The following is a 12,405-nucleotide window of genomic DNA, read 5'->3' on the forward strand; positions in this document are numbered from 1 at the left end:
CAGAGCCAAGCAGAACCACGGACGTCGCATGCGCGGTAGGACCCTGGCCGGCGCCTGGGTGACGAGAACAAGGGAGTCACGCCTCGATCCACGCCACGAACCGCTCGCCTTCGACGAACAGCGGGTCCGCGCCACCCGGCAGCGTCGCCGGCTCGTCGCCCAGATCGATCGCGACCCCCAGCGTCGTTCCGTCGCCCAACCGCCAGCGCGCCATCACCGCGGCTTCGCCCAGCACCTGCGCCCCGACCGACACCGCACCCGCCAGATGCGGCACGACGCGCTCGCGCCGCAACGTCAGCACGTCGCGATAGAACGCCCGCCACGCGTCCGCCTCCAGCCCCGGCTGCGGCACCGACGCCGCGAAGGTCGACTCGGCGTTGGGATCAGGGATACGCGCGCGCGCATCCGGATCGGCGAAGGCGTCGAACTTGGCGAATTCCTTGCGCCGCCCCTCGCGCACCGCATCGGCCAATTCGTCATGGAAGTCGGTGAAGAACAGAAACGGTGTCGCGCTGCCGTCCTCCTCGCCCATGAACAGCAACGGCACCTGCGGGCACAGCAGCAGCAGCGCGGTCGCCGCGCGCAGCTTCGCCTTGTCGGTCAGCGCGATCAACCGCTCACCCATTGCGCGATTGCCGACCTGATCGTGGTTCTGGAGGAACGCCACGAAGCGCGTCGGCGCGAGATGCGCGCTCGCGCTCCCGCGCGGCTTGCCGTCGTGGTTGGCCGAGCCCTCGCCCTGATAGATGAACCCCTCGGCCAGACACCGCGCCAGCCGCTCGGCCGGGCGATCCGCGAAGTCGGCGTAATAGGCGCTGGTCTCGCCGGTCAGCAGGACGTGCATGACGTTGTGAAAGTCGTCGTTCCACTGCGCATCGAACCCGCCATCGCGCAGCCGCGCGGCGTCATTCTCCTCATTTTCCAGCACCAGATGGACGTGGCGGTCGGGCAGGGCGGCGCGGATCTCCGCCGCCATAGCGTCGAGGAACGCCGGATTGCCGATCGCGTGCACCGCATCGAAGCGCAGTCCGTCGATCCGGTAATCACGCAGCCACATCAACGCATTGTCGACGAAGAAACGCGCTACCGGCTCGCGCTCGACTGCCACTGCGCCGCCCCACGGCGTATGCACAGCGGCATCGAAGAAGTCGGCGGCATAGGCGCCGAGGTAATTCCCGTCCGGCCCGAAGTGGTTGTAGACCACGTCGAGAAACACGCTGACGCCCAGACCGTGTGCGGTGTCGACCAGCCGACGCAGCTCGGCGGGCGATCCGTAATCCTCTTGCACCGCATAGGGAAGCACGCCGTCATAGCCCCAGCCGCGCGTGCCGCCGAACGCGCCGACCGGCATCAATTCGATCGCGGTGATTCCTGCCGCGGCGATCGCCGGCAGCCGCTCGATAACACCCGCGAACCCGCCGAGTGTCCCGACGTGACATTCGAGAATGACCATCTCGTGCCACGCTTGGCCCCGCCACTCGGGATGCTGCCAGTCGTAGCGGGTCTCCGGGACCACGCTCCACCCGTGCACCCCGCCCGACTGAAGCCGTGACGCCGGATCGGGCACCACCTGTTCGCCGATGCGGAAGCGATAGCGCGTGCCCGGCCCCCCGGCGCGGCCGAGCGCGAACCAGCCGTCCACGCCGCGCTCCATCGCGGCCGCCTCCGCGCCATCGATCTCCAGCGTCACGCCGTCTGCATCCGGTGCCCACAGGTGAAAGCGCGTGCCGCCGTCCGCCAGCGGCTCCGGACCCCAGCGCGTCACGCCGCGCTCGTCCACGTCACCAGCACCGCCCCCTGCGGCGCGACCTCGTAGCTGTTGTCGATCTCGATCTCGCCCTGCTCCGGCTTCGCGCTGTCGATCAGTACGATCCGCTTCGCTTCCGGCGGGGGCAGGGTGAAGGTCACCGGATCGCCCGAGGCGTTGAGCAACAACGACACCGCCGCGATCTCACCCGTCTCAGTCCGCGCCGCCCGGCGCATCATCAGCGCGCGGCCATCGGGGTTCTGCCAGTCCTCGGGCGACAATTGCTCGCCGCGCTCGTCCCACCATTCGATGTCGTTGACGCCGCCATCGGCGGTTTCCTCGCCGTACAGAAAGGTCGGGCTGCGCAGCACCACGAACCGCCGCCTGAGTTCGGCGAGCCGCCCGGTGAAGTCGATCTGCGCCTGACCCTCGGGCGTGTTTGCGGCCTTCCAGTCGAGCCAGCTGATCTCGTTATCCTGGCAATAGGCGTTGTTGTTGCCCTGCTGCGTGCGCCCGAACTCGTCGCCCGCGACTAGCATCGGCGTGCCGAGCGACGTCATCAGCGTCGTCAGCATCGAGCGCATCACGCGCCCGCGCGCGTCGTTGACCGCAGGATCGTCGGTCGGCCCCTCGACGCCCCAGTTGCACGAGGCATTGTGCGAGTGGCCGTCGCGATTGTCCTCGCCATTCGCCTCGTTGTGGCGTTCCTCGTACATCACCGTGTCGGCGAGCGTGAAGCCGTCATGCGCCGCGAGCAGGTTGACGCTCGCCCACGGCCGCCGCGCGCGCCGGTCGAACAGGTCACCGGAGCCCGCCAGCCGCGCCGCGAGGTCGGGGCGCTTGCCCGGCTCGCCGCGCCAATACTCACGCACCGTGTCGCGATATTTGTCATTCCACTCCGCAAAGCCCGGCGGGAAATTGCCGAGCTGATAGCCGCCCGGCCCGACGTCCCACGGCTCGGTGATGAGCTTCAGCCGCCCGAGCACCGGGTCCTGCCGCAGCACGTCGAAGAACGCCGATCCCGGATCGAAGCCATGCTCCTCGCGCCCCAGCGTCAGTCCGAGATCGAAGCGGAAGCCGTCGATGCCGAAGCTGGTCGCCCAGTAACGCAGGCTGTCGGCGACCATCTGGATCACGCGCGCCTTGCTCATGTTGAGCGTGTTGCCGGTACCTGTATCGTTGATCGTGTAGCGCGGGTTGTCCTTGACCAGCCGGTAATAGCTGGCGTTGTCGAGCCCGCGCCACGACAGCGTCGGGCCTTTCTCGCTGCCCTCACAGGTGTGGTTGTAGACGACGTCGAGGATCACCTCGATCCCGGCCTTGTGCAGCCGGTGGACCGCGCGGCGCAGCTCGTCCTGATGCTCGGTCGCCATATAGCTCTGCTCGGGGGCGAAGAAGCCGAGCGTATTATAGCCCCAGTAATTGCGCAGGCCCTTTTCCTGCAGGAAACGGTCCTGCGTGAAGGTATGGATCGGCAGCAGTTCGATCGCGGTCACGCCGGTGCGTTGCAGATGCTTGATGACCGCCGGATGCCCCAGCGCGGCATAGGTGCCGCGTTCGCGCGCCGGCACCAGCTCCATCAGCTTGGTCAGTCCCTTGACGTGCGCCTCGTAGATCACCGTCTCCGACCACGGCGTGTTCGGCCGCCGGTCGCGCGACCAGTCCCAGTGATCGTCGACCACCACCGCCTTGGGCATCGCAGGCGCGCTGTCGCGCTTGTCGAACGACAGGTCTTCCTTGCGGTGCCCGATGCGATAGCCGTGCAGCGCATCGGTCCATTTGATCTGCCCCTGAATGCGGCGCGCGTAGGGGTCGAGCAGCAGCTTGTTGGGGTTGAAGCGATGCCCTTCCTCGGGCGCATAGCGGCCGTGCGCGCGCAGGCCGTAGACGAGCCCCGGCCCGACGTCGGGCAGATAGCCGTGCCACACCTCGTCGGTGCATTCGGTCAGCGGCAGCCGCTTCAGCTCGCGCTTGCCCGCGCTGTCGAAAAGACACAGATCGATCGCGTCGGCGTTGGCGGAAAAGACCGCGAAATTGACCCCCTCGCCATCGAAGGTGGCGCCAAGCGGATAGGGCGATCCCGGCAAGAGCCGGTCCGGCAGGTCGTGCAACGATGTGCTCCCGTCAGGAGGAAAAGGACGCGGTAACCTCGGGTTGGCGCGAACGGGCGCGCCGGTGCGTCAGGACGTGCGCTTGCGCCGCGTCGCCGGCTTCTTGGCGGCACCCGGCTTGGTGGGCGCTGCGGTCGGAGCAGGGGCGGGGGCGGCGGCGGGGGGTGAAACCTCGGAGGGCGCGTCGGCGGCACCCGCGGGTTGCGCGGGGGCGGCGAAATCGGCGCTGCCCGCCGGCGTCTCTTCCGCTACCGCGTCGGCCGCGGCATCGCCGGCCTGCGGATCGGGTTCGTCGGCGACCGGCCCCTCTCCGGCGAAGGCGCGCTCGGCCTCATCCCAGTGGGCCTGATCGCGGCCGCGTGGCTCACCTTCCTGCTGCCACAGCCGGTAGGCGTGTTCGCTGATCCGGGCGTGACGATCGTCGGCCATGAGCTTTTCCCCTTATGATCCCTGCCCGCCAAAACTCCCGAACGCGCGGATCGTCGCACGCGCCTGCAAGAAAAACACGTTGCCGAGATCAGACGCGCGCCAGCACCGCCGCGCCTGCGATCGCCAGCCCGTCCTCGATCAATCCACTGGCGGTCTGCCCCCAGCGCCGCGTCGCCGCCTGCCGCAACCGAAAGGTAAGATGCGAGGCGACCACCGCCGCCGCGGCGCCAACCAGCGCGCCGGCCACGCGATCGTCGCGGCGCGCACAGGCCGCACCGGCGATGGCGCCGCTGACGAGTCGTCCCGCGATCCCGGCAGGAACGATACGATCGGGTGCGTCGTGCCGCTTGTCGCCGACCAGTTCACCCGTCGCGAGCATCAACGATCCGGCCGAAAATACCGGTGCACGCATCCCGCCACGCGTCGCAGCGAGCGCCGCCAGCGGCGTCATCGCGCGCGCGCCGGCCACTGCACCCATCAGCATCGACCGCAGCATGAAAAAAACTCCACGAAGTTCTGCGATCTAACCGCGCAGCGACGTCGAGGTTGCACCCTTGTCGCGCATCGCGAAGCTGATCTCGATCATTTATATAATGTTTAGTGACGGCCGCTATTGATTTCGCGGTGCTCATCCATGCGTCGAGCGCTGCGGAGAGTTGGTGATGATTACCTGGTTTCGAGATGTGGCGCCCGTTCGAACGAAGTTCCTTGCGCTGGCCTTTGTGTATATCGGGCTCTCGCTCGTTTCGCTCGCGGCGACGGCGGCGCTGGCGTCGGGCGTGCTGGTCGGCGGGCCGGCAATGGCGATCGCCGGGGCCGCCGTGGCACTGGTCGCGATCGTCGCCATCGTCTCGCGTGCCCTGGTCTGCGATCCTTATGTCAATACGGTGGTGCGGATGGAAGGTCTGGCGCGTGGCGACCACGACAGCCCGATCCGCTACACCGATTCGCGCGATTGCGTCGGGCGCATGACCAAGGCGATGGCGGTCTTCCGCGACAACGGCAAGGCGCTCGCCATTTCCGCGGCGGCGCAGCGCGAGGTGGTCGAGGCGCTCGGCACCGGGCTCAGCCGGCTTGCCGACAACGACCTGACCTACAAGATCGAACGGCCGTTCACGCCCGATTACGAAGCGCTCCGGCACGACTTCAACCGCGCGATGGCGGCGGTGTCCGACGCGATCGGCGCGGTGACGACCGCCGCCAATGGCATCAGCAGCGGCGCGGCGGACATCCGTCAGGCGTCGGACGATTTGTCGCAGCGCACCGAGCAGCAGGCCGCCTCGCTCGAGGAAACCGCCGCGGCGATGGACGAGATCACCACTACCGTGCGCGAGACGGCTGCCGGTGCGCGCCGCGCCAATGACGCGGTGGTCGACGCCCGCACCGAGGCGGAAAGCTCGGGTGACGTCGTGCGCCGCGCGGTCGATGCGATGGGCGGGATCGAGCGCGCCTCGTCGGAGATCAGCGAGATCATCAGTGTTATCGACGGGATCGCCTTCCAGACCAATCTGCTGGCGCTCAACGCGGGTGTCGAGGCGGCGCGTGCCGGCGACGCGGGCAAGGGCTTCGCAGTCGTCGCCAGCGAGGTTCGCGCGCTCGCGCAACGCTCGGCGGATGCCGCCAAGGACGTGAAGACCAAGATCAATGCCTCTTCCGAGCAGGTCGAGGCTGGCGTGACGCTGGTCAGCGAGACCGGCAAGGCGCTCCAGCGGATCATCACCCGCATCGGCGAGATCAGCACACTCGTCTCGACGATCGCGCAATCGGCGGAGCATCAGGCGACCGGCCTGCAGCAGGTGAACACCGCCGTCTCGGAGATGGACGGCGTCACGCAGCAGAATGCCGCGATGGTCGAGGAAGCCACCGCCGCCGCGCGCAGCCTTGCCGAGGAGGCCGACCGCCTGACGAGCGAAGTCGCGCGCTTCCGCACCGCCACCGCGGCGCGCCCGATCGCGGTTGCCGCTGCCGCACCGGCTTCGCCCGTCCACGATCTTCAGGCGCGCGCCGCGCAGGCTGGCCGCGATCTGGCGCGCTCCGCCCGCCGCCCGGTCACCGGCACGCGCGGGACGGCGCTGGCGGTGGCGGATGAGGAGTGGTCGGAGTTCTAGTTCCAGCGCGGCGGGGCAAGGCCCCGACCGACGACGCGGCATTGTTGCGGCGGAACCCAGCCCATCCGTGCTTCCTGCGCAGGGGAGTTAACTGCGAAACTCCAGTCGTCATGCCGGACTTATTCCGGGGTCCACCGTCCCGCGAGCGCCTGGGTCGTTCGTTTCGGAAGGCAGTGGGCCCGGAACAAGTCCGGGGCGACGAACGATGGCGGGCAACTGACGGAACGTCGCACAGGTCACGCCTGCGCAGAAATGACGAACAAGAGAGGGATGGGCTACCAGCAAGCCCCGCGTGGTGGGTCCGCCGGGGCTCGAACCCGGGACCTCTCGATTAAAAGTCGCTTGCTCTACCGACTGAGCTACGGACCCTCACGCGGATCGAAGCCGGTTAGGGGCGGTACGCGTCCGGGTCAACCGGGCATGAAGCTGCCGCACCGTCAGCCCGCTGCCCGGATCGCGCCACCGCGGCGCAATCGCCGTCGCTGGACCCAGCACGAACGCGCGCGCGCCGAACGCCGGATGCGGGATGGTGAGCGTCGGGCTCCGCCATGCGCCGCCCGACCACAGGATGATGTCGAGATCGAGCACCCGCGCGCCCCAGCGTCGCCCGCGCCGCCGCCCGAACGCGCGCTCGATCGCCTTGAGTCGCGCGAGCAATGCGGGCGGCGTCTCGTCACTCTCGACCAGGACCGCACTGTTGGCGAAGGTGCGTGTCGACGGTCCAAGCGGGGCACTCGCGACGATCGGCGCAGCGCGTCCGCCGAGCAGTCGCAACGCCGCCGCCACCTCGTCGCGCGGGCCCCCGTGCCGCCCGCGGCGATTCGATCCCAGCGCGATGAGAAAGATTGATGCGACCATCTTTAAACGCCTATCGCACCGCGATGGACTCCGCACCCTCTCCGCTGCCCGCGACCGAACCGCCGCTCGATTGCCCGCGTTGCCCGCGCCTCGTCGACCTCCGTCAGGAGTTGCGCGCGCAGCATCCCGAATGGTGGAATGCCCCGGTTCCCGCCTTCGGTGATCCGCAGGCGTGGCTGGCGATCGTCGGTCTGGCGCCGGGAATGAAGGGCGCGAACCGCACCGGCCGTGCCTTTATCGGCGACGGTGCCGGGGCGCTCCTGTACGGCACGCTTGCGAAGTTCGGGTTGGCGCACGGCACTTTCACCGGCAGCCGCGAGGACGACATCACGCTCGACGGTGCGATCATCCTCAACGCCGTCAAATGCCTGCCGCCGGGCAATGCGCCCACCCCGGAGGAAGTCCGCACCTGTCGCACCTTCCTGGCGGGGCAGGCGGACGCGCTGCCGGCTGCGCGCGTCTATATCGCGCTGGGACAGGTCGCGCATCAATCGGTGGTCAAGGTGCTCGGCGGCAAGCTGCCCAAGGCGCGCTTCGAGCATGGTGCGGTGCACCGTGTCCCCGACGGGCGCGTGCTGATCGATAGCTACCATTGCTCGCGCTACAACCAGAACACCGGTCGGCTGACCGAGGAAATGTTTGAGAGCGTGTTTGCGAAAGCGCTGGAACTGCGGGCCTGAACCTTCCCGCTCGTGCTGAGCTTGTCGAAGCACGGCGCCGGGGCACGTCCTTCGACAAGCTCAAGGCGAACGGCGGTGTTCGTGTCCGATGTGATTCCCGACGCCGCCGTCTCGTCTCCCCCGTCATCGCTTCGCTGCGCGCGCAATGACGAAAAGCCTCAGATATCCTGTACTAGCCGTCCGTACAGCTCGGGCCGGCGATCGCGGAAGAACCCGAACGCCGCGCGGTGGCGGCGCACCCGGTTCAGGTCGATCGTCGCGACGATCACGCCCTCTTCCTCGCGGTCCAGTTCCGCCAGAATATCGCCGCGCTCGTCGGTGATGAAGCTGGTGCCATAGAAGGTCTGGTCATGCTCGACGCCGACGCGGTTCGCGGCGATCACCGGCACCACGTTCGACACCGCATGGCCGACCATCGCACGCCGCCACAGCCGCGCGGTGTCGAGCGACGTATCATGCGGCTCGCTGCCGATCGCGGTCGGATAGAACAGCACCTCGGCGCCCATCAGCATCATCGCGCGCGCAGTCTCGGGATACCATTGGTCCCAGCACACGCCCACGCCCAGCTTTGCCCTGGGACCGTTCCACACCTTGAACCCGGTGTTGCCGGGCCGGAAATAGAACTTCTCCTCATAGCCCGGCCCGTCGGGAATGTGGCTCTTGCGATAGACGCCCTGCACCTCGCCGTCCGGGCCGATCATCGCGAGCGAATTATAATGATGCGGACCGTCCAGTTCGAAGAAGCTGGTCGGGATGTAAACTTTCAGCGCCTCGGCCAACGCCTGCATCGCCAGCACTGCCTTGTGTTCCGTCACTGGTGCCGCATTGGCGAACAACGACTCGTCCTCGACGCGGCAGAAATATTCGCCCTCGAACAATTCAGGCGGCAGGATCACCTGCGCGCCACGGCCATGCGCCTCACGCACGGCGTCTGACACCTTCGCGATGTTCGCGTCGATATCGGCGGAAAAGGCGAGCTGGAGCGCGGCGACGGTGATCTCGGTCATGCTGCGCATTTAGGCGACCCGCAGCCGGGATTCCACTCCTGTCGGTAAGTGGTTGGAACTGTACCGATCAGGGACGTGGTCGTTACGCAAGCCAATTGCACGGCTGATCCAGATAAGGAAAAGCTAGTCGCCGACAAGTAAAGGGGAATTCTGAAAAATGACTCGTTTCGTGCATCTGGCGATCGCCGCCGGCGCGCTGTTCGCCGCCATGCCGGCGCAGGCCGCCGATTTCATCATCAGCACCGCGACGGGGACGTCGAACGGCAAGGCGATCACCGACGGCACGCCGTACAGCACGATCAATTACGTCGTTAAGTCGACCGACGGCAAGTCGACCATGAACGTGCGCGCGACCGCCTGGACGCTGCTGACGAACGGCACCTATCAGTCGGCGCAGATCGGCTCGTGGGGCTCGAACGGTCTGGGCATTTACCAGACGGGCGAAAGCACCAGCGGAAACTATCACACGATCGACAACAAGAACGGCTGGGAGTTCATGGTCCTGCAGTTCGACCAGGCCGTGTCGCTGCAATCGGCTGTGCTCACGCCCTACATGCTGTCCGGTAACAACTATGCCGACAACGATGCGTTCATCGCGCGTGGTTCGCTCGGCTTCGGTGCCGCCATGACCGCCGCGTCGTTGAAGACGCTCGCGGACGGCCTGAACGTCGATACTTCCAAGCAGTCGGGCGAGGCCTGGTTCAACAGCGACAGCACCAAGTATTCGAGCAACAAGCAGACCTACAATCTGTCGCCCAGCCAGGGCGGCAACGTCTGGGTCATCGGTGGCTCCTACTTCGGCCCGGACAACCAGAACGACGCGTTCAAGCTGAACTCGATTGTCGTGAAGAGCGCTGTGCCGGAGCCGGCCACCTGGATGACGATGATCATGGGCTTCGGGATGATCGGCGCGGCGGTCCGCCGTCGCCGCAGCAACGGCAAGGCCGCGCTGGCCTGATCCTTGCGCTGAACCTTTTGCGTGCGGCAAGGCCGTCGGAGCGATCCGGCGGCCTTTTCGATTGGCGACAGCCTCGAACATCGTTGGGCCTGATCCGACAAATCGCTCCGACTTTCAGCGACTGGCTCAAAAGCCGGCCATCGGGGCAACGAACCGCTGTCCTACACCGTCCAACATCTGCCAGCATGGGCGAGGCGCTCGCCGGCCGCCGCCCCGACCATGCGCGCGGCGGCCGTTCTGCGCAAACTTCGACAACTTCGGCGTCGCGGCCTCAGCCGATCAGCAGCCCCGCCAGTGCCGCGCTCATCAGATTGGCGAGGCTCCCCGCCGCCAGCGCACGCAGCCCCAGCCGCGCGATCGTCGGGCGCTGATTGGGCGCAAGGCTGCCGGTGACCGCCATCTGGATCGCGATCGAGCTGAAATTGGCAAAGCCGCACAAGGCGAACGTCACCACCGCGATCGTCCGCGGCGACAGGGCCGCCGCCTGCTTGCCGAGGTCGATGTATGCAACGAACTCGTTGAGCACGATCTTTTCGCCGAAAAGCCCGCCGGCGATCGCGGCTTCGCTCCACGGTACGCCCAGCAGGTACATGACCGGCTGGAACACATAGCCGAGCAGCCCCTGGAAGCTCAGCCCCGGCATCCCGATCAACCCGCCTGCCGCGCCGAGCAGCCCGTTGGCGAGCGCCACCAGCGCGACGAACGCCAGCACCATCGCGCCGACCGCCACCGCCAGCTTGACGCCGGTCTGCGCGCCCTGCGCCGCGGCCATGATGAGATTGGCGGGCTTTTCCTCGTCATGCGTCGCATCGGGCAGCGGCTCGCCGGGCGTCCCTTCGGGGAGCAGCGCGGCGGGACCACGTCCGCTGATCCGCGCCTCGGCCAGTTCGATCTGGCGTGTCTCGTCGGGCAGATCGCCCAGTGGGAGCTCTCCCTCGGGCGGGACGACGCGGTCGGGCATGATGATCTTGGCCATCAGGATCCCTCCCGGCGCGGCCATGAAGCTGGCCGCAAGCAGATAGTCGATGCTGATCCCCATCGAGGCATAAGCGGCAAGGATCGTCCCCGCCACGCCCGCCATCCCGCTCGTCATCACCGTGAACACCTGCGCCGGAGTCAGCCCGGCGAGATAGGGGCGGATCACCAGCGGCGACTCGCTTTGCCCGACGAAGATGTTGGCGGCCGCGCACAGGCTCTCGACCTTGCTGGTCCCGATCACCTTCTCGATCGCGCCACCGATCCAGCGGACCACGAACTGCATGACGCCCAGATAATAGAGGATCGAGACGAGGCTGGCGAAGAAGATGATGACCGGCAGTGCCGCAATTGCGAAACTCTGTCCGCCGACTGCCGGGCTGGCGAGGTTGCCGAACAAGAATTCGGTACCTTTCTGCGAATAGCCGAGCAGCGCTGCGACCCCCGACGATGCGCCGGCCAGCGCCGCGCGCCCCGGCGTCCAGTAGAGCACGATCGTCGCGATCGTCGCCTGCAGCGCGAACGCGCTCGCGACGATCCGCAGCCGGATCGCACGCCGGTCGGCGGACAGCAGCACCGCGAGCAGCAGGATGACGGCGATGCCCGCCAGGCCGATGAGAGTCCGTTGCATTTTTCTTCTTCGCTGCCGAAGTTCCGCGCCATGACATGCCCGCTGGCGGATCGCCAGCCAAGATCGGGCGGACGTGAGCCGTCATTGCGAGCGCGGCGAAGCAATCCCGTGTTCCGCGCGTCGCGCTGGCTTGCTTCGCTGCGCTCGCACTGACGAAGGAGGTGCGGCGCCAACACCTTGCCCGCCCCGCCGCCGCCCCGTACACCGCCGCGATGGAAGCCCCCGACCATCGCCCGATCGCCCGCCGCGCGATCTCGCCCTCGCTGTTCGCCTTTTCGATCTTCTACGGCGGGATGGTCTGCATCGCCGGGGTGCTCGGCAACAAACAGGTGTCGCTCGGCCCGATTTCGCGGCTCGGCCCGCTGGTCGGCTTGCCGCCGCTCGCCGTCGAAGCTGGAATTTTCGCCTTCCTGCTGCTGGTTGTCACCTCCAGCGCGGTCGCGGAACTTCACGGCCAGAAAATCGCCGGGCGGCTGGTGCTGATGGGGTTCGTCCCGCTGCTCGTCTCGATGGCGTTGACGCTGATCGTGCTCGTCCTGCCCGCGGCGCCGGAGATGGACGCCGGGCATCTCGCCGCCTTCCACCAGATGATGGGCGCGACGCCATGGATCTGGGCCGGCGGAATCGTGGCCTATGGCGTGTCGCAGACGCTCAACGTCACGATCTTCTCGTGGCTGAAGGGGCGGGAAGGCGGCAGATGGCTGTGGTTCCGCGCCGCAACCGCCAGCGCGCTCAGCCAGATCGTTGATTCGATTCTGTTCATCTCGATCGCCTTTGGCCTGTCGGCAGTCGGCTGGCTGATGGCGGGGCAGATGCTTGCCAAGATCGTGCTGTCGATCGCACTCGTCCCCCCGCTGATCTACGCGCTGGTCGCGATCGGACGTCGGCTCGACGCCTGACC

The 12,405-nt window shown here is 67.4% G+C and carries 11 protein-coding genes and 1 tRNA gene; 4 read left to right on the forward strand and 8 right to left on the reverse strand.

Annotated elements, in window-relative coordinates; all coding sequences use genetic code 11:
- Window positions 1-76: 76 nt before the first annotated feature.
- The 4 genes from treZ to ACI2JO_RS13075 all read right to left on the reverse strand — a co-directional run bounded on the left by treZ (window position 77) and on the right by ACI2JO_RS13075 (window position 4,783).
- Window positions 77-1,765, reverse strand: a complete 1,689-nt coding sequence (gene treZ / locus ACI2JO_RS13060) for a malto-oligosyltrehalose trehalohydrolase (RefSeq protein WP_404721123.1) — start codon at window positions 1,763-1,765, stop codon at window positions 77-79.
- The gene (gene glgX / locus ACI2JO_RS13065) at window positions 1,762-3,858 is read right to left on the reverse strand and encodes a glycogen debranching protein GlgX (RefSeq protein ID WP_404721124.1); all 2,097 of its coding nucleotides are present in this window, start codon (window positions 3,856-3,858) and stop codon (window positions 1,762-1,764) included. Before glgX ends, treZ begins: the two co-directional genes overlap by 4 nt.
- 69 nt (window positions 3,859-3,927) lie before the next feature.
- Window positions 3,928-4,287 carry a DUF2934 domain-containing protein gene (locus tag ACI2JO_RS13070; RefSeq protein WP_404721125.1) on the reverse strand — a complete coding sequence of 120 codons (360 nt, stop codon included), beginning with the start codon at window positions 4,285-4,287 and terminating at the stop codon, window positions 3,928-3,930.
- A gap of 88 nt (window positions 4,288-4,375) precedes the next feature.
- A complete protein-coding gene (locus tag ACI2JO_RS13075; RefSeq protein WP_404721126.1) occupies window positions 4,376-4,783 on the reverse strand; it encodes a DUF4126 domain-containing protein in 408 nt (135 codons plus the stop codon).
- A 166-nt stretch (window positions 4,784-4,949) separates the two neighbouring features.
- On the opposite strand from ACI2JO_RS13075, the gene ACI2JO_RS13080 reads away from it, so the two are divergent.
- Window positions 4,950-6,395, forward strand: a complete 1,446-nt coding sequence (locus tag ACI2JO_RS13080; RefSeq protein WP_404721127.1) for a methyl-accepting chemotaxis protein — start codon at window positions 4,950-4,952, stop codon at window positions 6,393-6,395.
- A 293-nt stretch (window positions 6,396-6,688) separates the two neighbouring features.
- Here the strand turns inward: ACI2JO_RS13080 and ACI2JO_RS13085 are convergent.
- Both ACI2JO_RS13085 and folK read right to left on the reverse strand, forming a co-directional pair.
- Window positions 6,689-6,764, reverse strand: a tRNA-Lys gene (locus ACI2JO_RS13085).
- Window positions 6,765-7,253, reverse strand: a complete 489-nt coding sequence (gene folK, locus ACI2JO_RS13090; protein WP_404721128.1) for a 2-amino-4-hydroxy-6-hydroxymethyldihydropteridine diphosphokinase — start codon at window positions 7,251-7,253, stop codon at window positions 6,765-6,767. It lies immediately after the preceding tRNA gene.
- 23 nt (window positions 7,254-7,276) lie between these two features.
- Here folK and ACI2JO_RS13095 point away from each other — a divergent pair, with 23 nt between their 5' ends.
- Window positions 7,277-7,933 (forward strand): uracil-DNA glycosylase, encoded by a 657-nt coding sequence (locus tag ACI2JO_RS13095; protein ID WP_404721157.1) that lies wholly within the window; start codon window positions 7,277-7,279, stop codon window positions 7,931-7,933.
- A gap of 158 nt (window positions 7,934-8,091) precedes the next feature.
- Here ACI2JO_RS13095 and aguB read toward each other — a convergent pair whose 3' ends face one another.
- A complete protein-coding gene (aguB, locus tag ACI2JO_RS13100; protein WP_404721129.1) occupies window positions 8,092-8,940 on the reverse strand; it encodes an N-carbamoylputrescine amidase in 849 nt (282 codons plus the stop codon).
- A 157-nt stretch (window positions 8,941-9,097) separates the two neighbouring features.
- On the opposite strand from aguB, the gene ACI2JO_RS13105 reads away from it, so the two are divergent.
- On the forward strand, window positions 9,098-9,898 hold the full coding sequence (locus ACI2JO_RS13105; protein WP_404721130.1) for a PEPxxWA-CTERM sorting domain-containing protein: 801 nt from the start codon (window positions 9,098-9,100) through the stop codon (window positions 9,896-9,898).
- 271 nt (window positions 9,899-10,169) lie between these two features.
- On the opposite strand, the gene ACI2JO_RS13110 is transcribed toward ACI2JO_RS13105, so the two are convergent.
- Window positions 10,170-11,504 carry a NupC/NupG family nucleoside CNT transporter gene (locus tag ACI2JO_RS13110; RefSeq protein WP_404721131.1) on the reverse strand — a complete coding sequence of 445 codons (1,335 nt, stop codon included), beginning with the start codon at window positions 11,502-11,504 and terminating at the stop codon, window positions 10,170-10,172.
- A gap of 212 nt (window positions 11,505-11,716) precedes the next feature.
- Between ACI2JO_RS13110 and ACI2JO_RS13115 the strand changes: the two genes are divergently transcribed.
- Complete coding sequence (locus tag ACI2JO_RS13115; RefSeq protein ID WP_404721158.1) at window positions 11,717-12,403, forward strand: queuosine precursor transporter; 687 nt, start codon at window positions 11,717-11,719, stop codon at window positions 12,401-12,403.
- Window positions 12,404-12,405: the final 2 nt, after the last annotated feature.

This window comes from Sphingomonas sp. NPDC079357 (assembly GCF_044901155.1).
Lineage (GTDB): Bacteria > Pseudomonadota > Alphaproteobacteria > Sphingomonadales > Sphingomonadaceae > Sphingomonas.